This is a genomic window from Bradyrhizobium sp. Ken64, assembly GCF_055807555.1.
The window spans coordinates 25,899-50,354 of sequence record NZ_JBVVPA010000030.1 but is presented as its reverse complement, the minus strand read 5'-3'; the positions used below and the strand labels follow the sequence as shown (position 1 = coordinate 50,354).

The window sequence follows — 24,456 nt, the reverse complement described above, 5'->3', positions numbered from 1 at the left end:
GGAGGGAGCCCAGCGTGATCGCGGAAATACTCTCTCTCATATTTGCCAGACGCCCATGACGCTCTCTCTCGAAACCCGCGACCTCACCATCCGCTTCGGCGGCCATGTCGCGGTCAACAGCGTCACCTGCAGCTTCCGCCCGGGCGAGCTCACCGCGATCGTCGGGCCGAACGGCGCCGGCAAGACCACTTATTTCAACCTGATCTCCGGCCAGCTGCGCGCATCGAGCGGCAGCATTCTGTTCGACGGCACCGACATCACCCAGCATTCCGCGCCGATGCGGACGCGCGCAGGCCTGGGGCGCGCCTTCCAGCTCACCAATCTCTTTCCGAATCTGTCGGTGGAGGAAAACGTCCGCCTCGCCGTGCAGGCCGCCGCCGGCACTCACTACGACATGCTGCGGCCTTGGATGGTCCGCCGCGATCTGATCGTCCGCGCCGATGCTATCCTCGACCAGGTCGCACTCGGCGGTCGCCGCGGCGTCGCCGCGACCGCACTGTCGCATGGCGATCAGCGCAAGCTCGAGGTCGCGCTGATGATGGCGCTCGAGCCAAAGGTGTTCATGTTCGACGAGCCGACCGCAGGCATGAGCATCGACGAGGTGCCGGTCGTGCTGAACCTGATCGCGCAGCTCAAGCAGGACAGGAGCAGGATCATTCTGCTCGTCGAGCACAAGATGGACGTGGTGCGATCGCTCGCCGACCGCATCATCGTGCTGCATAACGGACAGCTTGTTGCGGACGGTCCGCCGGCCGAGGTGATCGCGTCACCGGTCGTACAGGAAGCCTATCTCGGCGTCGCGCCCAAGACAGTTGAAGGGAAGACGGCTGCAGGGAGCGCCGCATGACCGACCTGTTAAAGCTCTCCGGGGTGCACACCCATATCGGCCGCTATCACATCCTCCAGGGCATCGACCTCGCTGTCGCGCAGGGGCAGACCACGATGCTGCTCGGCCGCAACGGCGCCGGCAAGACCACGACATTGCGCACCATCATGGGCCTCTGGCAGGCCTCCTCCGGCGAGATCAGCCTCGCCGGCGAGCGCATCGAGAGCCGTGCGACGCCTGACATCGCGCGGCTCGGCGTCGGTTACGTGCCGGAGAGCATGGCGGTGTTCTCCGACCTCACGGTGAAGGAAAACCTGGTGCTGGCGGCGCGCGACGGACCACTCGACGACGCCCAGCTCGACTGGATTTTTGGCTTCTTCCCCGCGCTGCGCCGGTTCTGGCTGTCGCGCGCGGGAAGTCTCTCGGGCGGACAGAAGCAGATGTTGTCGATTGCCCGCGCCATCATCGAACCGCGCAAGCTCTTGCTGATCGACGAGCCGACCAAGGGGTTGGCGCCGGCGATCGTGATGGCGCTGATCGAGTGCCTGAAAGAGATCAAGCGCAAGGGCGCCACCATCCTGCTGGTCGAGCAGAACTTCTTTGCCGCCCGCGAGCTCGGCGACAACGTGCTGGTGATGGACAACGGCACCATCGTTCATCGCGGCGAGATGGCGGCCCTGGCCTCCGACGTGCCACTGCAGGAGCGGCTGCTCGGCCTGAGCCTGGAGACGCATCAATGACCGAGCTCGCCTCAACCGATCCGCTGCCGAAGCCGAAGCGCGACATCGCGCCCATCCTGCTGCCGATCGCGGTCGCGCTCGTGATGATCCCGCTGATCGGCTCCCCCAGCACCTGGCTGACGCTGACGGCCGCGAGCCTCGCGATGGGCATGATGATCTTCATCATGGCCTCCGGACTCACGCTCGTGTTCGGCCTGATGGACGTGCTCAATTTCGGCCATGGCGCCTTCATCGCGGTCGGGGCTTATGTCGCAACCCTGGTACTGGCGCCGTTCGCGACCTCGCTCCAGGTGGATTCGCTGTGGGTGAACCTCGCGGTGCTGGCGCCGGCTGCATTGCTGTCGATGGCGGTCTCCGGCGCGCTCGGCCTGATCGTCGAGCGGGTGCTGATCCTGCCCGTCTACGGCCAGCATCTGAAGCAGATCCTGATGACGACGGGTGGCCTGATCGTCGCCGAGCAGACGCTCTATGCGGTGTGGGGGCCGCAGATCATCCCGACGCCGCTGCCGACGTCGCTGCGCGGCTCCTTCATTCTCGGCGACGTCGCGATCGCGAAATACCGCGTGCTGGCGACGCTGATCGGCCTTGCCGTCTTCATCGCGATCCAGCTCGTGCTCAACCGGACCAAGCTCGGGCTTCTGATCCGCGCCGGCGTCGAGAATCGCGAGATGGTCGAGGCGCTCGGCTATCGCATCCGCCGTCTGTTCCTCGGCGTGTTCATGACGGGATCGGCGCTCGCCGGCCTCGGCGGCGTGATGTGGGCGCTGTATCGCGAGCAGGTCCACGCCTCCATGAGCGACGACCTCACCGTCTTGATCTTCATCGTCGTCATCATCGGCGGCCTCGGCTCGATCGGCGGCTGCTTCATCGGCGCGATCCTGGTGGCGATGATTGCCAATTACGGCGGCTTCCTGGTGCCGAAGCTCGCCCTCGTCTCCAACATCCTGCTGATGGTCGCCATTCTGATGTGGCGGCCGCGCGGCCTCTATGCGGTGACCAGCCGATGATGATCCTGTCAGGCGATCCGCCGCGCAGCCGCGTGCTCACGCTCGTTCTCGTCGTCATCATCATGGCGCTGGTGGCGACGCCGTTCCTGTTCCCCGGCGCGAAGGCGCTGAACGTCGCGGCCAAGATCTGCGTCTTCGCCGCGCTGGTCGCCTCCTACGACCTCCTGCTCGGCTATACCGGCTCGGTGTCGTTCGCGCACACCATGTTCTACGGGATCGGCAGCTACGCGATCGCGATCGCGCTGTACGGGATGGGCCCGAATTGGGGCGCGGTCGCAACGGGCATCGTGGTCGGCCTGCCGCTTGCCGCGCTGCTTGCGCTTGCGATCGGGCTGTTCTCGCTGCGGGTCGCCGCGATCTTCTTTGCCATGATCACGCTCGCGGTCGCATCCGCCTTCCAGGTGCTGGCCTCGCAGCTGTCCTGGCTGACCGGCGGCGAGGACGGGCGCAGCTTTCAGCTGCCCGAGCTGCTCAGACCCGGCACGGTGCTGATGTCGAAGAACTTCATGGGATTCGAGGTCAACGGCCGCATCCTGACCTACTATCTGGTGTTCGCAGTCTCGGCCCTGATGATCCTCGCTTTACTGCGGGTGGTGAACTCGCCGTTCGGGCGCGTGCTGCAGGCGATCCGCGAAAACCGCTTCCGCGCCGAGGCGCTCGGCTTCCGCACCGTCTTCCACCTGAGCTACGCCAACTGCATCGCCGCACTGGTCGCCGCCGGCGCCGGCATCCTCAATGCGCTGTGGCTGCGTTATGCCGGTCCCGATACCTCGCTCAGCTTCTCGATCATGCTGGACATTCTCCTGATGGTCGTGATCGGCGGCATGGGCACGATCTACGGCGCGATCATCGGCGCCACCATCTTCATCCTCGCCCAGAACTATCTGCAGTCGCTGATGGGCGTCGCCTCCAAGGCGGCGTCGGAAGCCGGCCTGCCGCTGCTGCCCGGGCTGCTGCATCCCGATCGCTGGCTGCTGTGGCTCGGGCTGCTCTTCATTGCCAGCGTCTACTTCTTTCCGACCGGCGTGGTCGGACGGCTGCGCAATCTCGGCGGCGACAAGAGCGCGGACGGATCGCCTTAACGCGCGATTCATGATGCAGCGCGGCGGCTCGCTGGACACGACCGTGATCACGCAACGAGATTAACGCTCAGGTAACTGGCTTTCCTAAGCTTTACGCCATTTGTGTGATGTATTCCTGTCCCTCCAGGGAGGGGGAATGCGCCAGGTCTTTGCAAGGATCGCAGCCGGAATGTTCCTAGCCGCGAAGCACGGCTGGGAGGCAGCCATTCGGCGCGGACCGGTGCTGTGGCTCACTTTGTGCGGCGTGTTGCTGGTCGCGGGGATCTTCGCCGTGACCGCCATGGCCGTCGGCGAATTTCGCGAACGTACCCTGGCCAACCGCGAGCGCGAGCTGGAAAATACGGTGCAGCTGATCGCACGGCACTTCGATCAGCAATTTGAAGATTCCGACATCGTCGCCGCCGATGTGATCGGGCAGATGAACCTGCCGGAGATCAGTTCGGCCGCGATGTTCCGCGAGCGCATGTCCGGACCCGCGACGAACCAGATGCTGCGGAGCAAGATCGGCCCGGTGTCTTACCTCGGCGACATCGCGATCTACGATGCCGACGGCGAACTGATCAACTGGTCGCGGGCCCAGCCGCTCCCCAAGATCAACATCTCCTCGCGCGCCTACTTTCAGACCTTCAAAGCGAATCCGATGGCCGAACCGGTGATTCTGGAATCGGTCCGCAGCTTCATCATCGGCAAATGGACCACGGTCGTCGCGCGTCGGCTGAACGGCGTGGACGGCAGCTTCTTCGGCACGATGGTCCGCCGGATCGATCCGGACAGCTACCAGAACTATTTCGCATCCGTTGCGCTTGCGGAGGGCACGGCGATCTCGCTGTTCGACCGCAATGGCAAGATGCTGTCGCGCTACCCGCATGTCGAAGAGCTGATCGGCAGGGACTTCAAGGACGCGCCGCTGATGCGCAAGATGCTGGCCGAAGGCGGCCGGCACACCCTGCGCGTCAGGGGCCCGATCGACGGCGACGAGCGCCTCGGCTCCGGGGCCTCGCTTTCGCATTTCCCGCTGATCATCGTCGCGACCAACACCACGAGCGCGGCGCTGGCCGACTGGCGGCAGCAGACCGGTTTCATGGTCACCACCGCCGCGCTTTCAGCAACCGTGATTGCGCTGATCCTGTTCCTGATCGTTCGCCAGATCAACCGGCAGAACCGCGAGGCGCAGCAACGGCTGGAAGCGGAGCGGGGCCGGCTCGACACCGCCTTGAACAACATGTCGCAAGGGTTGATCCTGTACGATGCCGCCGGATACATCGTCACCTGCAACCGCCGCTACGCCGACATGTTCGGCCTCTCGCACGACGTCATCAAGCCCGGCTGCCACATCCATGAGGCGATGCTCCATCGCAAGGAGCGTGGCGCGTTCGGCGGCGACGTCGATGCGTTTTGCGTCGACGTCATGAAGGTCGTCGCCGAAGGCACGGTCTCCACCAGGCTGCACGAGCTGCCTAACGGCCGCACCTTTCAGGTCATCAACACCCCGCTCGCGCAGGGCGGATGGGTCGCCACGATCGAGGAGATCACCGAACGCCGCAAGCTGGAGCAGGAACGCGACCGCAACTACATGTTCTTGCGCGAGATCATCGACCATATCCCGTCACAGATCACGGTGAAGGATGCTCAAACGCGGCAATATCTGCTGGTCAACCGGACCGCCGAAGAACAATTCGGCCAATCGAGTGAAAACATCGTTGGCAAGACCCCCTTCGACATCTACCCGGATGCCTCCGCCAGGATCGTCACCGAAGATGACAGCAAGGCGCTGAAGTCGGGCGGGGGATTGTTCAAGGACGAGCATGCCTGGCAGAGCCAGGCCAAGGGAATGCGCTACATCACCTCGACCCGGATCGGAATCCGCGACGAATCCGGCGAGCCGCGTTACATCATCAACGTCGTCGAGGATGTCACCGAACGGCGGCGCGCCGACGAGAAGATCGCGCATATGGCGCATTACGATGCGCTCACCGACCTGCCCAACCGGGCGCTGTTCCGCGAGCAGATCGAGCGTGAACTGGAGAAGGTCGGCGGCGGCAGTCAGTTCGCGCTGCTCTATATCGACGTCGACGAGTTCAAGGGCATCAACGATTCGCTCGGTCATCACGTCGGCGACGAGCTGTTGAAGGGAATCGCCGCCCGCATCCGCGGCTGCCTCGGACCGGGCGACCTGATCGCGCGGCTCGGCGGCGACGAATTCGCGGTGATCCAAACCGGGATCGAATCGTCTGCCGACGTGGTGTCATTCGTGACGCGGATCTTCGAGGCGATCCGCCGGCCCTACCACTGCTTCGGCCATCAGCTCTCGACCGACGCCAGCATCGGCATCGCGATGGCGCCGCAGGACGGCACCGATCTCGACCAGCTCGTCAAGAATGCCGATCTCGCGATGTACGGCGCCAAGGCCGAAGGACGCCGCACCCACCGCTTCTTCGAGCCGGAGATGGATGCGAGCGCCAAGGCGCGCCTGAGCCTGGAGCAGGATCTGCGCCAGGCCCTGGTGAACGGCGGCTTCGAGATCCACTATCAGCCGCTGGTGGACCTGCGTACCAACGCGGTCACGGGCTGCGAGGCGCTGCTGCGCTGGCGGCATCCCCAGCGCGGCATGGTGTCGCCGGCGGAGTTCATTCCGATTGCCGAGGACACCGGCCTGATCAACGAGCTCGGCGACTGGGTGCTGCGCATGGCCTGCAGCGAGGCCGCAACCTGGCCGGCGCATGTGCGTGTCGCGGTCAATGTCTCGCCGGTACAGCTCAAATGCGACACGCTGGCACTGCGGATCGCCGGCGCGCTCGCCGCTTCCGGACTTGCTCCGTCCCGGCTCGAGCTCGAGATCACCGAGGCCGTGCTGATCCGCGACGACGAGGCGGCGCTCTCGATCCTGCACCAGCTCCGCGCCATCGGCGTGCGCATCGCGCTCGACGATTTCGGCACCGGCTACTCCTCGCTCAGCTATCTGAAGCGCTTCCCGTTCGACAAGATCAAGATCGACCGCTGCTTCGTCGCCGATATCGCCGAGGCGAGCGGCGCGCCCGTGATCGTGCAGGCGGTGGTGAACATCGCCGCCGCCAGCAACATGACCACGGTCGCGGAGGGCGTCGAGACCGAGGCACAGCGCGAGATGTTGCGTGCGCTCGGCTGCACGGAGATGCAGGGCTATCTCTTCAGCAGACCGAAGCCGGCCAGCGAAGTGCGAAAGCTGTTCGGCCCGAGCCATGCCTTGCCGGTGGCAGCGGTGGCCTGACATGGCGAAGCCGGGGAAAACGTCAGCCAAGACGGTCGACGTTGCGGATTCCTATGCCGTGCGGCTGATGCAGCATCTGGTGGTGCCGACCTTCGTGATCGATCCGAAGCGCCGCGTCGTGATCTGGAACAGAGCCTGCGAGCGGCTGACCGGCGTCGCCGCCTCCGAGGTGATCGGCACAAATAAGCATTGGCAGGCCTTCTACGAGACCAGGCGCCCTTGCCTCGCCGACCTCGTCGCGCTCGACCGCCCGGAACAGCTGCCGGAGTTCTATTCGGAATATGCCGCGCGCGGCCATAACGGAGTCGGCTTCAGCGCCGAGAACTGGTGCGTGATGCCGAAGCTCGGCAGCCAGCTCTATCTCGCCATCGACGCCGGCCCCATCCACGACGAGGCCGGCCATCTGATTGCGGTGGTGGAGACTTTGCGCGACCTTACCGACCAGAAGCGCGCCGAGATGGCCCTGAAGGAGCTCGCCACCAAGGACGGGCTGACCGGCCTGTCGAACCGCCGTGCGTTCGACCAGATGCTGATGAGCGAATGGGCCCGCGCCCAGCGGACGCAGAAGCCGATGGCGCTGCTGTTCGTCGATGTCGATCATTTCAAGCTGTTCAACGACCGCCACGGCCATCAGAGCGGCGACGAATGCCTGCGCGCGGTCGCGTCCGTCGTCAGCCGGTATGCCGTGCGCCCGCTCGATCTCGCCAGCCGCTATGGCGGTGAGGAATTCGCGCTGATCCTGCCGGACATGGATTGCGATACCGCCTGCGTCATCGCCGACGAGATCCGCTGCGCCGTGATGGCCTTGCGGATCGCGCATGGCGCCATCGGGGCCGGCGACCACGTCACCCTCAGCGTCGGCGTCGGCAGCCACATTCCCGGCGAAACCGACGGCGGCCCCGACCGGTTGCTGGGCGCAGCCGACCAGGCGCTCTATGCGGCCAAACGGCTCGGCCGCAACCGCATCATGTGTGCCGAACGGCTGCTCGCCGAGTTCGCCAAGCTCGGGCGGGACGGCGTGCCGGTTCCTGGCCGCACGCCCCGTAAATCAGCCTAGCCGGAGATGGCGGAAGCGGTTGCCCGCCCCCCGCCAATCGGCTAAATGAACCTCCACTAGCACCCGTAGCTCAGCTGGATAGAGCGTTGCCCTCCGAAGGCAAAGGTCACACGTTCGAATCGTGTCGGGTGCGCCAGTCTCTTCCGATGCAGGCTGGGGTCATCGCCTGCTCAGCCGAGCCACGCTCAATTCAGCATCGAGATGATCGCCTGGACCTGGTCGGAAGCCGACGTGACCAGTCCGTCGTACGACGTCTGACCGTGTGCGGCCGCCTTCAGGATGCATTCGGCTACGGCCGCTTTCAGGCCGAACACCGACTGATCGGGCGGCACGCTCGCCATCACGGCCTCGAGCGCCTGACGCATCGTTCGAATGAGTTCGGAGCTGTATTGCATGGGCTGTCCTCCGCGACCTCATATTAGATCGCATGCCCGTGCGTGCCACTCACAAGCCTGAGATTGCTCTGTGAATCACACCTCACCTCGCACTTCTCATCGCTCAATTGTATCATCCTGCCATGAGCGAATCCGACACGGTGGCCGGCGAGGCCTCGCCCGTCCGCAAGATCATCCATATCGACATGGATGCCTTCTACGCGTCCGTGGAACAGCGCGATCATCCGGAGCTGCGCGGAAAGCCGGTCGCCGTCGGAGGCTCCGCGGAACGTGGCGTCGTCGCGGCCGCCAGCTATGAGGCCCGCGAGTTCGGCGTTCGCTCCGCCATGCCATCCGTAACGGCGAAGCGACAATGTCCCGATCTGGTCTTCGTCAAGCCGCGCTTCGAGGTCTACAAGGCGATCTCCAGGCAGATCCGCGACATCTTCGCGGAGCACACACCCATCATCGAGCCGCTGTCGCTCGACGAGGCCTATCTCGACGTGACGGAAAACCTGAAAGGCATCCCGCTGGCGCGCGACATTGCACTCAGGATCCGCGAGAGGATCAAGGCCGAGACGGGTCTCAACGCTTCGGCCGGCATCTCCTACAACAAGTTCCTGGCCAAGCTCGCCTCCGATCATCGCAAGCCCAACGGTCAGTTCGTGATCTCACCGGAGATGGGACCCGCCTTCGCCGAGACGCTGCCGGTCGGAAAATTCCATGGGATAGGCCCGGCCACGGGCGCGAAGATGAACGCGCTCGGCATCTTCACCGGTCTCGATATTCGCCGTCAGACGCTTGAGTTCATGAATGCGAATTTCGGCAAGTCGGGCGCCTATTATTACTGGATCTCGCGCGGTGTCGACGAACGGCCGGTCCGGGCCAACCGGGTCCGCAAGTCCATCGGCGCGGAAACCACGTTCTCAAGCGATCTCACCGAATTCGACACGCTGGTCACCGAGCTCAAGCCGCTCATCGACAAGGTGTGGCGCCATTGCGAGGCGACGGGCAACCGTGGCCGCACTGTCACCTTGAAGATCAAGTTTGCCGACTTCGAGATCATCACGCGCAGCAGGTCCGCTCTTTCGCCGGTTGCAGGCCGGGACGATCTTGAGCGGCTGGCTTGCGGCCTGCTCGAACTCGAGATGCCGCTGCCCAAGAGCGTCAGGCTGCTGGGGGTCTCGCTGTCTTCCCTCCAGGCCGGGGACGATGCGGAGCCGCCGCAGCTGACTCTCGGCATCTGAACCAAACTGACGGGCTTTCGGCGGACGCAGACAGCCACGCAGAGCGCGCTCGCAACGCGAATCTACGGGGGCGGGCGTTCAGACTCGCCACCGAAGGTCGGTCCGCCGGCGCCGATCAATGCCTCACGTGCTCGAACACCACGATCACGCCCGTCGGCTGGGGCTCGTGCGCCATCAGGCGGGTCAGCTCGGAATCGCCCCAATCGGCGAGGCTGACGACTTCGCCGCTCTGGCGCTCGGTGCCGGGCGGCGCCGTGGGCTCGACGACCTTCAGCCCCGTCTCATCGACGAAGAAAGTGTGCTCGCCGAACATGCTGTTGAGCTGCGGCATCGCGGGATGCTCGTCGGGCAGCACTTGAGCGCCGAGCTGGTTGACGGTCTGCTTCACCTGTTCGGATGTGAGCTTCATGAGCTGCTCCGTTTCTGTCACGTCGGTTTCATTGAGCTGAGCCAGAGCGGGCGTTCCCTGCGCCGATGTTCGCGTGGCCCAATCTCCCGAACAGGTGCTACGCACAAATGTTCCGGAGAAATGCATTTCGTGATCGCGCGTCGCGTCTGCCGCGCTTGCGGCACGAGATCGCCACAGGACGCACATGATTCGACATTCCAAGAGCCGAATTCCAAGAGCCGAATTCGCTACTCGCTTCTGTTCTCGCCAACAGAGAGCGCGCAGATGCGTGACAGATATGTGTAGGACAGCCCGGTCTCCTCGGCCCAGGCGTTGAACTGCGCCTGCACTCTTGCCAGATCGCCCTTCGACTTGACCTCTTCGGCAATGTCGAGACCGGCATCGCGCAGGCACGCCACGACGTCCCTGGACGTCACAAAGCCGTCCCAGCCGACGAACCGCAACAGCATCTGGCCGGTATTGCCACCCAACCGGCTGCCGCGCTTGCTCAGGAAATCGAGCAGGCCGATCTGGTCGGACGGCGGCCATTTCGCCAGAAACTTGCCGAAACTGCCGTGCTCCTTTGCGATCTCCTGGACGAAGGCCGCGTTGTCGCGCACCGACATGATCTTGGCACCGTTGCGCACGATGCGCGCGTCGCGCAGCAGGCCCTCCCAATAATCCTCCGGCTGGAAGGTGAGCTTGGCCGGCTGGAAACCCAGGAAGGCGTCTTCAAACCCGTCCCATTTCGTCTCGATCACGCTCCAGGCAAAGCCGGCGCAAAACACACGCTTCGTCATCTCTGCGAGGATGCGGTCGTCGCCGCGTTTGGCGAGGCCCTTCAGGTCGGGCTTTTCGGGCATCAGCTTTTCGAGCGCCTTGGGCCCGCCCTTGCGTTTTTCGGCGCGAGCACGAATGGTCTTGAAGGAGGTCATTGGGGACGAGCTGTTGGGGACACGAGCTGTTGAGGATACGCCACGACATCAGAATTCGATGATCCGGTCCAGCCCGGCGACGCTTCGATGCTTGCACCCGCGGATGCGCCGCAGCATACTGCCCGCGTTGAATTGGCGAGAGATGCGGCTGGTCTGCTCTTGCGTTCAGATATTTTGCAATCCCGAGCATTTTTGACGTCTCACCCGTGGATTTCCAATGCGCTGCCTGGTCGTGGCCGACCTGCACTATTCGCTGCCTCAGCTCGACTGGCTCGTCAGCGCCGCTCCGCGATTCGACCTCGTGATCTTCGCCGGCGATGCGCTCGACATCGGCTCGATGGTGGATTTTCGCGCGCAGATCGTGGTGGTGAAGAAGTACCTCGCCCTGCTCGCCAGCAAGACCCGCGTGATCCTCTGCTCCGGCAATCACGACCTCGACGAGCGCAATGCGGAAGGCGAAAAGATCTCGCGCTGGATCTCGGAGGTGCGCGAGTTGGGCATTGCCTGCGACGGTGACGGCCTCACCGTCGGTGACACGCTGTTCACGGTGTGCCCATGGTGGGATGGGCCGCTGGTCAAGCAACGTCTCGTCGCGCAGCTCGGCGCCGCCGCGGCCGGCCGGCCGCAGCGCTGGATCTGGATCCATCATGCGCCGCCGGCGGATTCACCGACGAGCTGGGGCGGCAAGCGCTTCTTTGGCGACGTCGAGCTGGTGCAATGGATCATGCAGTACCAGCCCACGATGGTGATCTCGGGCCATGTGCATCAATCGCCGTTCATTAACGATGGCTCGTGGTTCGACCGGCTCGGCCAGAGCTGGGTCTTCAACACCGGCCTGCAGCCCGGCCGCCCGCCGACCTATATCGTGCTGGACCTCGACGCGGACAGGGCGTTCTGGCTTGCGGCCGGCGAGGCGCAATGGATCGATCTTGGCGCGCCGCTGCAGCGGCCCGCCGCTCCGATCGAGGCGCCGCCCGACTGGCTCACATTCTTGGATCGGATTGCCGATCCGAACCTGGCGAGACCTCGAGCGGCGGCAGGTTGATCATGCTCTGGAGCACCTCGCCGACCATGGCCAGATGGGTGCCATGGCCGGCATATTGCTGCTTGAGATCGGCGAGATAGGTGTTGGCCACATTGAGCCGCTGCGCCAGCATCTTGGCGATCAGAAGCGCCACGCCCGCCTCCTGACTGAGGAACGAGGCGGCATCCTCGAATTCGTAGACGACGGAATCGGAGCAGGCCCGTACGGTCGCCGTGTGCGGCTGCCCCAGCAGCACCGACATTTCGCCCAGCACCGCGCCGGGCTCGGCCACCGTGGCGACCACCATCTCGCCCTTCAGCACTTCGAGCTTGCCCTGCATCAGCACATAGAGATGACCGGTGGTGCCGCCCTCGGCGACGATAGTCGTGCCGGCCGCAACCTGCCGCTCGGTCCCGCCGGTGCAATAATCCAGAACTGCGCGCATCCGACCAAAGCTCCGTCGCAGGGAGATAATAGGGCACGATCGGCGTCGCGCGCTTGCTCAAATTTGTGGCAAGCCGCGCACCCGCGACAGACGCTTCGCGAGATGGACCGACTGCCAGTCTCCGAGACCAGTGTCCTCGAACCCAGCCTTCTTCGCAAGGCCGCGCATCTCGGCGTTCACGCGCGCGGTCTCGGCGGCAATCATCTCATGACCGAGATCGCTCGCGTGCCTCTCCATTGCCGTCATCATCCGGAGGCCGACGCCCTGGCGCTGAAAGACATCGGCGACGGAGATGGCAAAATCACCATGCCGTGCAGCCGCATCATAGGCGTATCTGGTTTCGCCGATGATGGTGCCTTGCCCTTCCTGCCTGATCTCGGCGAGCAGGGTGAAATGATCGGGATGGCTGGTCCTGGCGACGCATTCGGCCGCGACCATTGCAAAGTCCGCCCGCGCGCCCATGAAGCGCTTGCTGCGCGATGTCGTGGAGAGGCTCTTGAAATAGATCGAGAGGCTCTCGACATCGGACGCGCCGGCCGGCCTGATACGAAGCGTGGCGTTGGCTTCGGCTGACTCGACAATGGCATCCAGCAATGACTGTGACATGCGCAAGGCTTTCGGCAGGTTGCATCGAATGCACACCTAGCCGAGACCGCGCGCTTACCGCTTGGACGGTACTGCCAATCTTGCGGCCGAAAACGAACAGTTCGTTGCTCAGTGCCGGGCCTCACACGCGAGAGAGTGAAGGCACCTCCTCCGGCACGATCGCCTGCAGGCCGCCGAAGCGACGCTCGCGGCCGTGGAAGGAGACCAGGGCCGCGGCGAGATCACCCGCGTCGAATTCGGGCCACATCCGCTCGGTGAAGTGCAGCTCGGCATAGGCACCTTCCCAGAGCAGGAAGTCCGACAGCCGCTTCTCACCCGAAGTGCGGATGATGAGGTCGACGTCGCACAAACCGGCCTCGCCGGTGACGAGCTGCGAGAACGCCTCGCGGGTGAGGCTCGTCAGCGCCGCCGCCTTCGCCGCCGCGTTGAGGATGGCATCGCGGGCGGAATAGTCGACGGCGATGCGCAGATGAAGCGTGCCGCCGTGCGTGGTGGCATCTTCCGCACGCGCGATCGCGTTAGCAATCCCATCGGGCAGGCGGTCGCGGCGGCCGATCACGGTGAGGCGCACGCCGTTCTTGACCAGGCTCTGCACCTCGTTGGCGAGGTAGAATCGCAGAAGCGTCATCAGCGCGGCGACCTCGGTCTTCGGCCTTCGCCAATTGTCGGTGGAGAAGGCGTAGAGCGTCAGCGTGCCGATGCCCTGCTTGGGCGCGGCTTCGACGATGCGGCGGATCGCCTCGACGCCGGCCTCATGGCCGCGCACGCGCGACAGGCCGCGCCGCGTCGCCCATCTGCCGTTGCCATCCATGATGATGCCGATGTGAAGCTTCTCGTTGCGGGACGCAAGGTCACTTTGCATCGCAAAGTCTCCGGTCAAAAAAGGGGGAGGATCAGGTCGAGACGATGCCGAGACGGCCGAGCGGCGCCGCCTCGCGGCCGGCGGCCTTGGCGGCGTCGCGCACCAGGCGCTCGAGCACGGCGAGATAGTCGAGGAAGCGGCGGCGGCCGGCCTTGGTCAGGCGGCAGGTCGTGTGCGGGCGATTGCCCTCATAGCCCTTGGTCACCTCGACGAGGCCGGCTTCCTGGAGCACGGCGAGATGCCGGCTGAGATTGCCGTCGGTGAGGCCGCAGAGCTGCTTGAGATCGGCGAACGCCAGCCCCTTCGGATGCGCCATCAGCGAGGTCAGAAGTCCGAGCCTCGCCTTCTCGTGGATCACGCGGTCCAGCCCTTCATAAGAGAAGGGTGCGCTGTCAATCTTCGACATCATGGTCTCCGGATGCGAAATGCAGAATGCTCGCCATCACCGACTGCCCGATTGCGAAGGGCAGGCCCATGGTCCATGGCGACAGCGTGTGGGTTTGGCTCGCGAGCACGACGACCGCGAAGCCGGAGATGAAATACCAGGCGCCGGCGAGCGCCACGGTGCGTGGCAGCGAGCGGACGGAGGCGAAAATGCCGAGTGACACCAGGATCTGCCACAGGCCCGGCAGCAGCCACAGCGTTTCGCCCGCGAACTTCCACATCACCACCGCAAGCAGCACACCGGCAACGCCTGCGGGCAGGAACTGCTCGACGGCCTGGTGGATCATGGCATCGGCGAGGCCCGAATGATGGCGGCGCGAACGTGCGCGCATCTCGACACCGATCATCAGGCCGGAGAGCGCGGCGGCAATGAACCAGCCGAAGAAGAAACCGAGCGGCTCGCCGGTGGGATCGCCGAGCAGCCAGAATTCCAGGATTGCGGTGAGAAGCGCGACCGCACCGGTCGCGGCCATCGTCGCCGGGCCGTAGCCGCGGAATGCCGTGCCAGCCGCAATCTGGCTGCGGATCGCCACGATGTCGGCCAGTGCCTTGTCGAGATCGCGCATTGGCAACGCCAAAACCTCGTTCCGCCCATGTTTGCCGGGACTATCGGTCCCCGTTACTTTGTACCGCAAAGTATATCGGATGGCAAAGTAAAGACAAGCCCCCCAGCGCCGCCCGAGAAGTCCGGTCCTCGGCAGACAACTGCCGGTTGCACGACACATGCTCCCGCAGATAAGATGCACGCGAACGCGCTCTGGGGGGAAAGTATGTGGCTTAGGTCATTCATCGTTGCGTCTTTATTGCAGGTGAGCGTTGGCAGCGTTGCGCACGCGGCCGGACCATTCGGCAGCGTCAAAATCGGCAACTGGGTCGGCGGCGCGTTCAGCAATGACGAAACCGGAGCCTTCTCGCATTGTGCCGCGACGGCGGCTTATGCCAACGGCGTCATTCTCGTCGTCGGCCAGAATACTGGGGGCTCGTGGATATTGAGCTTTGCGAGTCCCAGCTACCGCTTCAAGCAGGGCGAGAACGCCGCGATCGACGTCGTCTTTGACGGACAGGAGCAGGCCAGACTGTTCGCGACGGCCAACCAGACGAACATGCTCAGCTCCGTCATGCCTGCCAACGTGGTACGAACGTTTCAGAAGGCAAGCCTGATGGTCGCGACGAGCGGCCGCACCGTGCTGAATTTCGACCTGACCTCGGCCGGGCCCGTGATTGCGGCATTGGCCAATTGCGTCACCAAGGTGAAAGCCGACGGGCTGAACAAGGCCGGCGATTTTACCAAGATCGCCGCCAAGCCGCAGGCCGCGCCGGACAAGCAGACGCCATCGGCCGGCAGCAAACCTGCCAGAGCCAAGAGCGGCACCGGGTTCGTCGTGAGTGCCAGCGGACACGTCGTCACCAATAACCATGTGATCAGTGGCTGCGTCGGCGACATCAAGGGCAATCTCACGGGCGAAGCCGGGATGGTTTTGCGGGTGGTGTCGAGCGACGCCAACAACGACCTCGCGTTGCTGCAGGCGCCGTCGACGACCACATTCAAGGAGTTCGCCCGGATCCGCGACCGCTCGATCCGCTCCGGCGATTCCGTCGTCGCGATCGGCTTTCCCTTCCATGGGCTGCTGACTTCGGACTTCACCGTGACGACCGGCATCGTCAGCTCGCTCAGCGGCATGCGCAACGATTCGCGTTTCCTGCAAATCAGTGCGCCGGTGCAGCCCGGCAATAGCGGCGGCCCGCTGTTCGACACGACCGGGCAGATCGTTGGCGTCGTTACGGGAAAACTGGACGGATTGCGGATGGCCGCTGCGACCGGCAACATCCCCGAGAACATCAACTTCGCGATCAAGACCGGCGCGCTGCGCGATTTCCTCGACAACTCCGTGGTGCCCTACCAGACTGCCGAACCGAAGAGCGAGATCAAGACCACCGACATCGCCGGCAACGCGCGACCGTATACGATGCTGATCTCGTGCAACGGCACGGAGCAGGCTGAGGCGAAGCGGTAGCAGGCAAGGCAGGCGGCGTCTGCGCGGCCGCCGCGAAACGCACCACGCCGTTTTATTCCAGATCGACGGGCGTTGGCGTGCAGGAAGCCTTGATACGCAAGAAAAAAGCCCTGCCGAACGGGCAGGGCTCCAATCGCGCACATCACAAGATCGCTACTCGACCTTGAGGCCCGCGAACTCGACAACCTTCTTCCATTTCTCGGTTTCGGCCTTGATCTCCTCGCCGAACGCCTCGGGCGTCTGCGCCCGCGGCTCGCCACCGAGCTCGACCAGGCGCTTGGCCATGTCCGGCTCCTTGATCAGCGTGTTGATCTCGCTGTTGAGCTTGGCGATGACCTCCTTGGGCGTGTTCTTCGGCGCTCCCATGCCGAACAGCGCGCTCGCCTCGTAGCCCTTCACGGTCTCGCCGATCGCCGGCACGTCGGGCAGCTGCGGCGAGCGCTCCGCCGTGGTGACGCCGATGGCGCGGAGCGAGCCGGACCGGATGTGCTGGATGATCGAGGGCATGTTGTCGAAGATCACCTGCACCTGGCCGCCGAGCATGTCGGTGATCGCGGGCGCGGCGCCGCGATAGGGCACGTGCTGCATCTTGCAGCCGGTCAGCGCCATGAACATCTCGCCGGACAGATGCACCGAGGTGCCGTTGCCGGAGGATGCCATGTTGACCTTGCCGGGATTGGCCTTCACGTATTCGATGAATTCGGCGACGGTCTTGGCCGGCACGTCCTTGTTGACGGTCATCACGTTCGGCACGCGCTGGAACGAGGCGACCGGCGCGATGTCGCGCACGAAGTTGAACTTCAGGTTGGCGTAGAGCGAGGCATTGATGTAGTTGGCCGGATTGATCAGTTGCAGCGTATAGCCGTCGGGCTCGGCGTTGACGACCGATTCGGTGGCGATATTATTGCCGGCACCCGGCTTGTTCTCGATCACGAATTGCTGGCCGAACTTCTCCGACAGCCGCTGGCCGATCAGCCGCGCCAGGATGTCGGTGGCCCCGCCCGGCGGATAGCCGACCACCCATTTCACCGGATGGGTCGGATAGTCGGCGGCAAGCGCCTTCGACAGCGGGCTGGCTGCAAGCGGACTGGCGGCGAGCAGGCTCAGCGCGGTACGGCGAGTGATCATCTCAAGGGTTCTCCCAAGTGTTGTTCTTGAAGCCAGATAGCTTGAAAATGGCGTCGGCGCGCTTGTACCAAAGCTTGCCACAGGCGGAAAGTGCACGGGGGGCATCGCGACGAAAGGATAAGGCATGGCGGTCAAGGTCGAAGCTCTCGATCATCTCGTGATCAACGTCGCGGACGTTGCAGTGACCGCCGAGTGGTACGGCAAGATTCTCGGCATGGAAGTCAAGGTGTTCGACCCCGGCGGCGGCAAAGCGCCGCGGACTTCTCTTCAATTCGGTAACCAGAAGATCAACGTCCGGCCCCGCGATGCCGACAAGGTGGAGTGGTTCACCGCGGACCACCAGACCGCCGGCAGCGAGGATCTGTGCTTCCTCACCTCCGCCAGTCCCGACGAGGTGGTGGCGCATTTGAAGGCACATGGCGTCGCGATCGAACAGGGCCCGGCTCCCAAGCAAGGCGCCCGCGGCACCCTGCACTCGGTCTATTGCAGGGATCCGGATGGCAGCCTGATCGAGATTTCGTCATATGAGGACGGCGGCCGGTAAGGCCAAGCCGCCTGCCCCACGCACCGTCATTGCGAGGAGCCCTTGCGACGAAGCCATCCAGGCTGCCTCCGGGGAGAGATTCTGGATTGCTTCGCTCCGCGCGCAATGACGGCGGAGAGAGCAGGAAGACGCAATCATCAAAACGCAGCCGCCGGCAAGATGCAGGCTGCACGGGAGGACACATGCCGAATTCGCAAGCCGCCGCCGGAATCGTCGGCCCATTCGACGGGCTCGACGTGCCCTGGCTGCTGAAGATGCGGGCCGAGGTGCGCAGCTCACATCCGTTCCTGATCTGGGCGCCGTTCGACGCGCCCGCGCGGCGCTGGAGCTATGGCGAGTTTCACGAGCGGGTCGGCGCGCTCGCGGCGGGACTGGCGAAGCGCGGCGTGAAGCCGGGCGAGTATGTGCTCATTCACCTCGACAATTGCATCGAGGCGCTGCTGGCCTGGTTCGCCTGTGTCGAACTCGGCGCCATCGCGGTGACCACCAACACGCGCTCGGCGCCGGCCGAGCTCGACTATTTTGCCGATCATTGCGGCGCAGTCGCCGCGATCACCCAGCCGGCCTATGCCGAGATCGTCGCGCAGAATTGCCGCAATATCCGCTGGATGGCGGTGACCTCGCACGATGCGGGCGCGGCGCCCGCGAACCCGGTCTCACGCGGCGACAGCTTTGAGGAGTTGTTCGCCGACAGTGCCGACCGTCCCAGGCGCGCGACCGATCCGCTCGCGCCGTGCAGCGTGCAATACACCTCGGGCACGACATCCCGCCCCAAGGCGGTGCTGTGGACCCATGCCAACGCGCTGTGGGGCGCCAAGGTCAACGCCGCGCACGAGGACCTGCACGCAAGCGACGTGCACCAGACCTATCTGCCGCTGTTCCACACCAATGCGCTGGCCTATTCGATGCTGGCGACGCTTTGGGTCGGCGCCACCTGCATGATCCAGCCGCGCTTTTCCGCCAGCCGATTCTGGGGCGCCGCGCGCGAGCACGGCTCGACCTGGACCTCGACGATCCCGTTCTGCATGAAGGCGCTGCTCGAGCAGGAAATCCCGAGCGATCACAAATTCCGTCTGTGGGGCACGGCGATCAACGAGCCGCCGGCCTTCGCCGCCTTCGGCGTCAAGATCATCGGCTGGTGGGGCATGACCGAGACCATCACCCACGGCATCGTCGGCGAGATCGACCAGCCCAACATCCCGATGTCGATCGGCCGCGCCGCGAGCGAATACCAGATCCGCATCACCGATGACGACGGCCGGCCGACGAAGGTCGGCGACACCGGCAACCTCTCGATCAAGGGCATTGTCGGGCTGTCGCTGTTCGCTGAATATCTGCACAACGAGAAGGCGACACGCGAGAGCTTCGACGAGCACGGCTTCTTTCTCACCGGCGACCGCGTGGTGCGGCTGGAGAACGGCACTATTCGCTTCGGAGATCGGAGCAAGGACATGCTCAAGGTCGGCGGCGAGAACGTCGCCGCGTCCGAGATCGAGCAGGTGATCGCAGTCGTCCCCGGCGTGCGCGAGGCCGCCGTGGTGGCGAAGACGCATCCAATGCTGGACGAGGTGCCGGTCGTCTTCATCGTCCCGCAGGGTGGCGTCGCCGGTGCGCGGCCCGATCTGCACGAGGCGGTGATGGCCGCCTGCCGCGCCGGCCTCGCCGACTTCAAGGTGCCGCGCGAGATCCGCTTCGTCGACGACATGCCGCGCTCGACGCTGGAGAAGGTGGCGAAGGCGGAGCTGAGGAAGATGGTGGGGTGAGTTTTTCTGTCGTTCCGGGGCGGTGCGAAGCACCGAACCCGGAACCTCGAGATTCCGGGTTCGCGCTTCGCGCGCCCCGGAATGACTCCTAAATCAGAACGATCCCAACGCCACCGGGCGGAACGCCTGCAACAGCTGCTGGTCCAGCTTGCCGCCCATGCCTTCCATCATCGCAAACGCGCGCGCGTGGGTGAAGGGCATGCGATAGGCGCGCTTCTCCACGAGGGCCGCGTAGATGTCGACGATGGTCGTGACCCGCACGATATCGCTGATCTGGTTCGACGAGAGATTGTTGGGATAGCCGGAGCCATCGAGGAATTCGTGGTGATGCAGCACGACGTCCAGCATCTCCGGCGGGAAGCCGCCTTGAGCTGCGAGCGCGTCATAGCCGCGGCGCGGATGCTGGCGGATTTCGGCCATCTCTTCGTCGGTGAGCTTGCCGGGCTTGTCGAGCAGCGCGGAGGGAACGAAGGCCTTGCCGACGTCGTGCAGCAGCGCGGCACGGGTCAGCCGGCGCTGGTCGTCCTCGCGCATGCCGAGATGCTGGGCGAAGGAGACCGCAAATCCGGTCACGAACAGGCAGTGGCGGTAGCTGCCGACATGGTGGCAGCCCACCGTGGTGAGCCACTCGCGCAGCGAGGAGTGCTTGATCGCCTTCAGGATCTTGCTCTCGGCGGCGATGACGTCGTCGAACGTGAGAGGTACCCCGAGCGGCAGCTTCTCGAACATCTTCTTCAGCACTGCGTGCGCGGCCTCGACGCCGCGGTTGAGCGTCTTGCCGCGATCGGTCGCATCATAGACGGCGGTGTCGGGGAAGGCCGCACGGATGCGCTGCAGGATGTCCTCGGGCTGAAGCGGCCGCGAGATGGTGTCGGTGGCGCCCAGCGCCCAGGCCTGCATGGTGCCGTGATGCAGGGCGTCCGCAAGCACGAACAGACGAGGCATGGCGCGATAGGCGTCGCCGCGCAGCTTGTTGCGCACCCGCTGCACGCTCTCGGGCGAGCGCAGATTGATGTCGACCACGAGGCCGGAGAGATCGCGCGAGGGCTGCTCGGGGAGCTCCTGCGTCGTCACTGTGGCAACGTCGCCGACCGCCTTGAGGATGCTGGCGAGTTCGGTGCTCTCGTCGCTCCGGTCGGAGGCGAGCAGAAGCCGGCGTTTGGCGGCGGGTTTGGTTGAGGCGTTCATGGCTTCCCCAAGAGCACGGGCGTGTTTCGGGCAGAAGCCTAAGCCGGATCAGGTTCTCCGGCCCTTAAGAGGCGTGCTCAATGGAACCCTGCGGAATCATCGACAATTTTACGGAACTCGGTTCCCCGGCGGTTCCAATCAAAAACCTCGAAAACAACCCCATGCACAGTAGAGATGTGCTTGCACAGAGCTTTTTTAACGACGAATCCGCCGGAGGCTGCCCCCCGGCGGATCATGTCAGGTCACAATCGCAACCAGCCTTACGCCTTCATCGCGCCCTTCACGGCCTCCGCCGTGATCGGCAGGGCCCGGACGCGGGCGCCTGAGGCGTTGAAGATGGCGTTGCCGATCGCCGGTGCGATCACCGTCACGGCAGGCTCGCCGACGCCCGTGGCTTTTTCGCCATTGGCGATCACGGCGATCGCGACCTCGGGCACCTGGCTCATGCGCAAGGGCGTGTAGCTGTCGAAATTGGTCTGTTCGATGCCACCGTCCTTGAGCGTCGCCTTCTCATACATCGCCAGCGACAGGCCCCACAGCGCCGCACCCTCGACCTGGGCGCGGATGTTGTCGGGATGCACCTGCGTGCCGACGTCGGTGGCGACCGTGAGCTTCTTCACGGTCACCTCGCCCGAGGGCGCGACGGCGACGTGGGCGACGCAAGCCGTCCAGCTTGCGGTCGCGCGTTCCTGCGACGAGACGCAGGCCACGCCCATGCCCTCACCTTTCGGCAGCTTCCTGCTGCCGTAACCGGCGAGACCCATCGCGGCGAGCAGCGTGTTGCGCAGCCGCTGCGCGCCGCCGTCGTTCTTGCCGGCGCCGTCGAGCAGTGAGATGCGGAACTGCGCGGGGTCCTTACCCGCGGCAACCGCGATCTCGTCGATCATGCTTTCGACCGCCCAGAAGGTCCAGCCCGGCGCGACGGAGCGGAGCTGGCCGGACGGCGTGGCGTTGTGCGCCATCTCGTTCTTGATCGCGCGCACATGATGGTTGGGCACGGTGTAGAAGAAGTCGGCCCCGTTCACCGTGAAGGAATCGAGCGGACCCTTCTTGTCGACAGAGGGCGTCAGGAAATCGGGGATTCCCCAGCGCTGGGTCGGCCAGGCCGAAACCACGTCGTGGCTGAGCGCGACGAGCTTGCCGTCGCCGTCCACGCCGGCCTTCACTTTCTGGTAGGTGAGCGGACGCGAGAAATCCATCGTCATGTCGTTCTCGCGCGTGTAGATCACCTTCACCGGCTTGCCGATGGCCTTCGCCGCCTGCACCGCCGGAATCATCATGTCGGCATCGAGCCTGCGGCCAAAGCCGCCGCCGAGCCACATCTGGTGCATGACGACGAATTTCGGATCGATCCCGGCCGCACCCGCCGCGATCGCGCCGGAGCGCGTTGCGAACTGATTGCCGGAATAGATGTGCAGGATCTCGCCCTTGAACTCCGCAGTGGCGTTCATCGGCTCCATCGGCGCGTGGATATTGATGCTGGTGGTGTACTCCGCCTCCAACACCTTGGCCGCCGTGCCGAACGCCGCCGCGGGGTCGCCGTCCTTGACGAAGAATTGCCCGGAATCCTCCAGCTTCTGAAGCCGCTTGGCCTCGTCGAGCAGCGACTGGCTCGACACCTTTGCGTTGGGGCCGCCGTCATAGGCGATCTTCAGCGCCTGCGCCGCTTTCTTGGCATTGGCGTAGGTGTTGGCCACCGCCACGACCCAGCCTGACGTCGTCTGCGTCTTGTCGTCGAGGGTGACGGCCTTGATGAAGCCCGGCACCTTCTTGGCGGCACTGTCGTCGACCGATTTGACCGTGGCGCCGAAGCGCACCGGCGGCGTCACCACCGCGCCATAGGCCATGCCCGGCAGCATCACGTCGATGCCGTATTTGGCCGTGCCATTGGTCTTGGAGGGGATGTCGAGCTGCGGCACCGACACGCCGATCATGGTGTATTGATCCGGCGTCTTCAGCTTGATCGCCTTGAGCTCGTCCGGCGTGAAGGTTTTTGTCGCCTTGCCGCTCTTGACGACGTCGGCGAACGACATCGTCTTCTTCGACTTCGGGTGCGAGATCATGGAATCGCGCACCACGAGTTCCGAGGCCGGCACGCCCATCGCGGCGGCCGCGCCTTCCGTCAACGCCATCCGTCCGGCGGCGCCGGCGCGGCTCATGGCGTCGAAGTTCATCATGGTCGACCAGCTGCCGCCGGTGATCTGCGCACCCAGCACGGGGTCGTTGAACTTCGGATCGTTGGAGGCGAGGTTGACCCGCATGTCGCTCCACTTCGCGCCCAGTTCTTCGGCCACGATCTGCGCCATGGTGGAGGCGATGTGCTGGCCCATGTCGGCCTTGCCGCAGGTGACGGTGACGAGACCATCCGGCGCGATCGCGTACCAGACGCTGGGCTCGAAGTTCGAAGGCGCGGCAAGCGCCTCACCGATGCCGGGGACGCCGGCATAGCCGAGCACGAGGCCGGTTGCGGCGGTGCCGACCAGGAAGGAGCGGCGGCTAAGATCAGCCGTTTCGGCTGTGACGGTCTTGATGTGCTTATTCATGTGGGCCTCCGTTCGTTGCCGGAGGCGGATGCGGTGCGCATCTCGGTTGCGGCGCGCATGATTGCCTTCTGGATCCGCGAATAGGTCATGCAACGGCAGAGATTGCCGTCCATATGCGCCACGACCTCTTCCTTGGTCGGATTGGGATTCTTCGCCAGCAGCGACGCCGCCTGCATGATCTGCCCGGACTGGCAGTAGCCGCATTGCGGCACCTGCTCGGCGATCCACGCCTTCTGCAAGGGATGGTCGCCCTTGGCGGCGAGGCCTTCGATGGTGGTGATCTTCTTGCCGGCGACATCGCCGACCATGGTCTGGCACGAACGCACGGCTTCGCCGTTGACGTGAACGGTGCAGGCCCCGCATAGGCCGGCACCGCAGCCGAACTTGGTGCCGGTCATCTGCAATTGCTCGCGGATCGCCCAGAGGAGCGGCGTGTCGTTCGCCGCATCCACGGACAGACTCCGCCCGTTGATGGTGAGAGTTGGCATAGGCGTCTTCCCCTGCCGGTGCATGAAGCCGCTTACGGCGGCAACTTGTGTTGACGGACGCCCACCGGGCCGGCGCCAGCCTTGCTCGCAAGAATGATCGGGTTCAGGCGCAGAGGCAAATGCAATTTGGAATCGATCGAAACAAACACCGGCGCGCGCATCTTGTGCGTTGCGAGAACAGCGGTGATGCAGCGGCTGAACGCAACAGAGTGCACGCCAAGCATGCGGGCCATCGCGGCACGGCGGTTTCTTCCAGTAACTTGGCGGGCTAGAGTACGAGCCCGCGTTGGGCGTCCCTTCTCCCCTTGCGGGAGAAGGTGGCATAGGCGGCCTTCGGCCGCCGTTCTAAAATGGACGCCGAAGCGAAGCTTCGGCTACGGCGCCGGATGAGGGGTATCTCTCCGCGGCCTCAACAGACAGTTTCGTGCGCGGATAGAACCCCTCACCCGTCTCGCCGCTTACGCGGCGAGCCACCCTCTCCCGCAAGGGGAGAGGGTGCACCG

Annotated in this window: 24 protein-coding genes and 1 tRNA gene; 12 read left to right on the top strand and 13 right to left on the bottom strand. The window is 64.6% G+C overall.

Annotated elements, in window-relative coordinates; all coding sequences use genetic code 11:
- Window positions 1-55: 55 nt before the first annotated feature.
- The 7 genes from AC0L2F_RS31910 (at window position 56) to AC0L2F_RS31880 (ending at window position 8,095) form a co-directional block, all read left to right on the top strand.
- Entirely contained in the window at window positions 56-847 is a 792-nt protein-coding gene (locus AC0L2F_RS31910) for an ABC transporter ATP-binding protein (protein WP_473251097.1), read from the top strand.
- Window positions 844-1,566 carry an ABC transporter ATP-binding protein gene (locus AC0L2F_RS31905; RefSeq protein WP_473251096.1) on the top strand — a complete coding sequence of 241 codons (723 nt, stop codon included), beginning with the start codon at window positions 844-846 and terminating at the stop codon, window positions 1,564-1,566. Before AC0L2F_RS31910 ends, AC0L2F_RS31905 begins: the two co-directional genes overlap by 4 nt.
- On the top strand, window positions 1,563-2,573 hold the full coding sequence (locus AC0L2F_RS31900) for a branched-chain amino acid ABC transporter permease (RefSeq protein ID WP_473251095.1): 1,011 nt from the start codon (window positions 1,563-1,565) through the stop codon (window positions 2,571-2,573). The genes AC0L2F_RS31905 and AC0L2F_RS31900 overlap by 4 nt, the downstream gene beginning before the upstream one ends.
- Window positions 2,570-3,655, top strand: a complete 1,086-nt coding sequence (locus tag AC0L2F_RS31895; RefSeq protein WP_473251094.1) for a branched-chain amino acid ABC transporter permease — start codon at window positions 2,570-2,572, stop codon at window positions 3,653-3,655. Before AC0L2F_RS31900 ends, AC0L2F_RS31895 begins: the two co-directional genes overlap by 4 nt.
- Window positions 3,656-3,791: 136 nt before the next feature.
- On the top strand, window positions 3,792-6,902 hold the full coding sequence (locus AC0L2F_RS31890; RefSeq protein WP_473251093.1) for a bifunctional diguanylate cyclase/phosphodiesterase: 3,111 nt from the start codon (window positions 3,792-3,794) through the stop codon (window positions 6,900-6,902).
- Between the two features lies 1 nt (window position 6,903).
- On the top strand, window positions 6,904-7,959 hold the full coding sequence (locus AC0L2F_RS31885; protein ID WP_473251092.1) for a sensor domain-containing diguanylate cyclase: 1,056 nt from the start codon (window positions 6,904-6,906) through the stop codon (window positions 7,957-7,959).
- Window positions 7,960-8,018: 59 nt separating this feature from the next.
- Window positions 8,019-8,095, top strand: a tRNA-Arg gene (locus AC0L2F_RS31880).
- 49 nt (window positions 8,096-8,144) lie between these two features.
- On the opposite strand, the gene AC0L2F_RS31875 is transcribed toward AC0L2F_RS31880, so the two are convergent.
- Window positions 8,145-8,354 carry a hypothetical protein gene (locus AC0L2F_RS31875; protein WP_007598219.1) on the bottom strand — a complete coding sequence of 70 codons (210 nt, stop codon included), beginning with the start codon at window positions 8,352-8,354 and terminating at the stop codon, window positions 8,145-8,147.
- Between the two features lie 122 nt (window positions 8,355-8,476).
- Between AC0L2F_RS31875 and dinB the strand changes: the two genes are divergently transcribed.
- The gene (gene dinB, locus AC0L2F_RS31870; protein ID WP_473251091.1) at window positions 8,477-9,580 is read left to right on the top strand and encodes a DNA polymerase IV; all 1,104 of its coding nucleotides are present in this window, start codon (window positions 8,477-8,479) and stop codon (window positions 9,578-9,580) included.
- Between the two features lie 115 nt (window positions 9,581-9,695).
- Here dinB and AC0L2F_RS31865 read toward each other — a convergent pair whose 3' ends face one another.
- Window positions 9,696-9,989, bottom strand: coding sequence for a hypothetical protein (locus AC0L2F_RS31865; RefSeq protein WP_063996497.1), 294 nt, complete (start codon window positions 9,987-9,989; stop codon window positions 9,696-9,698).
- Between the two features lie 227 nt (window positions 9,990-10,216).
- Window positions 10,217-10,903, bottom strand: a complete 687-nt coding sequence (locus AC0L2F_RS31860) for a DNA-3-methyladenine glycosylase I (protein WP_473251090.1) — start codon at window positions 10,901-10,903, stop codon at window positions 10,217-10,219.
- A 217-nt stretch (window positions 10,904-11,120) separates the two neighbouring features.
- Between AC0L2F_RS31860 and AC0L2F_RS31855 the strand changes: the two genes are divergently transcribed.
- Window positions 11,121-11,948, top strand: a complete 828-nt coding sequence (locus AC0L2F_RS31855) for a metallophosphoesterase family protein (RefSeq protein WP_473251089.1) — start codon at window positions 11,121-11,123, stop codon at window positions 11,946-11,948.
- On the opposite strand, the gene AC0L2F_RS31850 is transcribed toward AC0L2F_RS31855, so the two are convergent.
- The 5 genes from AC0L2F_RS31850 to AC0L2F_RS31830 all read right to left on the bottom strand — a co-directional run bounded on the left by AC0L2F_RS31850 (window position 11,887) and on the right by AC0L2F_RS31830 (window position 14,850).
- Window positions 11,887-12,372, bottom strand: a complete 486-nt coding sequence (locus tag AC0L2F_RS31850) for a Crp/Fnr family transcriptional regulator (protein WP_473251088.1) — start codon at window positions 12,370-12,372, stop codon at window positions 11,887-11,889. The genes AC0L2F_RS31855 and AC0L2F_RS31850 overlap by 62 nt on opposite strands.
- 57 nt (window positions 12,373-12,429) lie before the next feature.
- Window positions 12,430-12,978, bottom strand: coding sequence for a GNAT family N-acetyltransferase (locus AC0L2F_RS31845; RefSeq protein WP_473251087.1), 549 nt, complete (start codon window positions 12,976-12,978; stop codon window positions 12,430-12,432).
- Between the two features lie 121 nt (window positions 12,979-13,099).
- Window positions 13,100-13,840, bottom strand: a complete 741-nt coding sequence (locus AC0L2F_RS31840) for a di-trans,poly-cis-decaprenylcistransferase (RefSeq protein WP_473251086.1) — start codon at window positions 13,838-13,840, stop codon at window positions 13,100-13,102.
- Between the two features lie 31 nt (window positions 13,841-13,871).
- Window positions 13,872-14,246, bottom strand: a complete 375-nt coding sequence (locus tag AC0L2F_RS31835; protein ID WP_007616058.1) for a winged helix-turn-helix domain-containing protein — start codon at window positions 14,244-14,246, stop codon at window positions 13,872-13,874.
- Window positions 14,233-14,850, bottom strand: a complete 618-nt coding sequence (locus AC0L2F_RS31830) for a hypothetical protein (RefSeq protein ID WP_473251085.1) — start codon at window positions 14,848-14,850, stop codon at window positions 14,233-14,235. The genes AC0L2F_RS31835 and AC0L2F_RS31830 overlap by 14 nt, the downstream gene beginning before the upstream one ends.
- A 204-nt stretch (window positions 14,851-15,054) precedes the next feature.
- Here AC0L2F_RS31830 and AC0L2F_RS31825 point away from each other — a divergent pair, with 204 nt between their 5' ends.
- A complete protein-coding gene (locus tag AC0L2F_RS31825) occupies window positions 15,055-16,299 on the top strand; it encodes a S1C family serine protease (protein ID WP_473251103.1) in 1,245 nt (414 codons plus the stop codon).
- A 153-nt stretch (window positions 16,300-16,452) separates the two neighbouring features.
- Here AC0L2F_RS31825 and AC0L2F_RS31820 read toward each other — a convergent pair whose 3' ends face one another.
- Window positions 16,453-17,427: a Bug family tripartite tricarboxylate transporter substrate binding protein gene (locus AC0L2F_RS31820; protein ID WP_473251084.1), complete on the bottom strand. Its 975-nt coding sequence runs from the start codon at window positions 17,425-17,427 to the stop codon at window positions 16,453-16,455.
- A gap of 124 nt (window positions 17,428-17,551) precedes the next feature.
- Between AC0L2F_RS31820 and AC0L2F_RS31815 the strand changes: the two genes are divergently transcribed.
- Window positions 17,552-17,971, top strand: coding sequence for a VOC family protein (locus AC0L2F_RS31815; protein ID WP_473251083.1), 420 nt, complete (start codon window positions 17,552-17,554; stop codon window positions 17,969-17,971).
- A 182-nt stretch (window positions 17,972-18,153) separates the two neighbouring features.
- Complete coding sequence (locus AC0L2F_RS31810) at window positions 18,154-19,734, top strand: AMP-binding protein (RefSeq protein ID WP_473251082.1); 1,581 nt, start codon at window positions 18,154-18,156, stop codon at window positions 19,732-19,734.
- Window positions 19,735-19,827: 93 nt separating this feature from the next.
- Here the strand turns inward: AC0L2F_RS31810 and AC0L2F_RS31805 are convergent, their stop codons facing one another.
- The 4 genes from AC0L2F_RS31805 to AC0L2F_RS31790 form a co-directional block, all read right to left on the bottom strand.
- On the bottom strand, window positions 19,828-20,922 hold the full coding sequence (locus tag AC0L2F_RS31805) for an HD-GYP domain-containing protein (RefSeq protein ID WP_473251081.1): 1,095 nt from the start codon (window positions 20,920-20,922) through the stop codon (window positions 19,828-19,830).
- A gap of 260 nt (window positions 20,923-21,182) precedes the next feature.
- Window positions 21,183-23,465 carry a xanthine dehydrogenase family protein molybdopterin-binding subunit gene (locus tag AC0L2F_RS31800; protein ID WP_473251080.1) on the bottom strand — a complete coding sequence of 761 codons (2,283 nt, stop codon included), beginning with the start codon at window positions 23,463-23,465 and terminating at the stop codon, window positions 21,183-21,185.
- Window positions 23,462-23,953 (bottom strand): (2Fe-2S)-binding protein, encoded by a 492-nt coding sequence (locus tag AC0L2F_RS31795; RefSeq protein WP_007616069.1) that lies wholly within the window; start codon window positions 23,951-23,953, stop codon window positions 23,462-23,464. The genes AC0L2F_RS31800 and AC0L2F_RS31795 overlap by 4 nt, the downstream gene beginning before the upstream one ends.
- Window positions 23,954-23,985: 32 nt before the next feature.
- Entirely contained in the window at window positions 23,986-24,177 is a 192-nt protein-coding gene (locus tag AC0L2F_RS31790; RefSeq protein ID WP_473251079.1) for a hypothetical protein, read from the bottom strand.
- Between the last annotated feature and the right edge of the window lie 279 nt (window positions 24,178-24,456).

Excerpts from the sequence above, each read along its gene's own strand:
- AC0L2F_RS31910 (WP_473251097.1), top strand. The coding sequence starts at position 56 with ATGACGCTCTCTCTCGAAACCCGCGACCTCACCATCCGCTTCGGCGGC.
- AC0L2F_RS31905 (WP_473251096.1), top strand. The coding sequence starts at position 844 with ATGACCGACCTGTTAAAGCTCTCCGGGGTGCACACCCATATCGGCCGC.
- AC0L2F_RS31900 (WP_473251095.1), top strand. The coding sequence starts at position 1,563 with ATGACCGAGCTCGCCTCAACCGATCCGCTGCCGAAGCCGAAGCGCGAC.
- AC0L2F_RS31895 (WP_473251094.1), top strand. The coding sequence starts at position 2,570 with ATGATGATCCTGTCAGGCGATCCGCCGCGCAGCCGCGTGCTCACGCTC.
- AC0L2F_RS31890 (WP_473251093.1), top strand. The coding sequence starts at position 3,792 with ATGCGCCAGGTCTTTGCAAGGATCGCAGCCGGAATGTTCCTAGCCGCG.
- AC0L2F_RS31885 (WP_473251092.1), top strand. The coding sequence starts at position 6,904 with ATGGCGAAGCCGGGGAAAACGTCAGCCAAGACGGTCGACGTTGCGGAT.
- AC0L2F_RS31875 (WP_007598219.1), bottom strand. The coding sequence starts at position 8,354 with ATGCAATACAGCTCCGAACTCATTCGAACGATGCGTCAGGCGCTCGAG.
- dinB (WP_473251091.1), top strand. The coding sequence starts at position 8,477 with ATGAGCGAATCCGACACGGTGGCCGGCGAGGCCTCGCCCGTCCGCAAG.
- AC0L2F_RS31865 (WP_063996497.1), bottom strand. The coding sequence starts at position 9,989 with ATGAAGCTCACATCCGAACAGGTGAAGCAGACCGTCAACCAGCTCGGC.
- AC0L2F_RS31860 (WP_473251090.1), bottom strand. The coding sequence starts at position 10,903 with ATGACCTCCTTCAAGACCATTCGTGCTCGCGCCGAAAAACGCAAGGGC.
- AC0L2F_RS31855 (WP_473251089.1), top strand. The coding sequence starts at position 11,121 with ATGCGCTGCCTGGTCGTGGCCGACCTGCACTATTCGCTGCCTCAGCTC.
- AC0L2F_RS31850 (WP_473251088.1), bottom strand. The coding sequence starts at position 12,372 with ATGCGCGCAGTTCTGGATTATTGCACCGGCGGGACCGAGCGGCAGGTT.
- AC0L2F_RS31845 (WP_473251087.1), bottom strand. The coding sequence starts at position 12,978 with ATGTCACAGTCATTGCTGGATGCCATTGTCGAGTCAGCCGAAGCCAAC.
- AC0L2F_RS31840 (WP_473251086.1), bottom strand. The coding sequence starts at position 13,840 with ATGCAAAGTGACCTTGCGTCCCGCAACGAGAAGCTTCACATCGGCATC.
- AC0L2F_RS31835 (WP_007616058.1), bottom strand. The coding sequence starts at position 14,246 with ATGTCGAAGATTGACAGCGCACCCTTCTCTTATGAAGGGCTGGACCGC.
- AC0L2F_RS31830 (WP_473251085.1), bottom strand. The coding sequence starts at position 14,850 with ATGCGCGATCTCGACAAGGCACTGGCCGACATCGTGGCGATCCGCAGC.
- AC0L2F_RS31825 (WP_473251103.1), top strand. The coding sequence starts at position 15,055 with ATGTGGCTTAGGTCATTCATCGTTGCGTCTTTATTGCAGGTGAGCGTT.
- AC0L2F_RS31820 (WP_473251084.1), bottom strand. The coding sequence starts at position 17,427 with ATGATCACTCGCCGTACCGCGCTGAGCCTGCTCGCCGCCAGTCCGCTT.
- AC0L2F_RS31815 (WP_473251083.1), top strand. The coding sequence starts at position 17,552 with ATGGCGGTCAAGGTCGAAGCTCTCGATCATCTCGTGATCAACGTCGCG.
- AC0L2F_RS31810 (WP_473251082.1), top strand. The coding sequence starts at position 18,154 with ATGCCGAATTCGCAAGCCGCCGCCGGAATCGTCGGCCCATTCGACGGG.
- AC0L2F_RS31805 (WP_473251081.1), bottom strand. The coding sequence starts at position 20,922 with ATGAACGCCTCAACCAAACCCGCCGCCAAACGCCGGCTTCTGCTCGCC.
- AC0L2F_RS31800 (WP_473251080.1), bottom strand. The coding sequence starts at position 23,465 with ATGAATAAGCACATCAAGACCGTCACAGCCGAAACGGCTGATCTTAGC.
- AC0L2F_RS31795 (WP_007616069.1), bottom strand. The coding sequence starts at position 23,953 with ATGCCAACTCTCACCATCAACGGGCGGAGTCTGTCCGTGGATGCGGCG.
- AC0L2F_RS31790 (WP_473251079.1), bottom strand. The coding sequence starts at position 24,177 with ATGCTTGGCGTGCACTCTGTTGCGTTCAGCCGCTGCATCACCGCTGTT.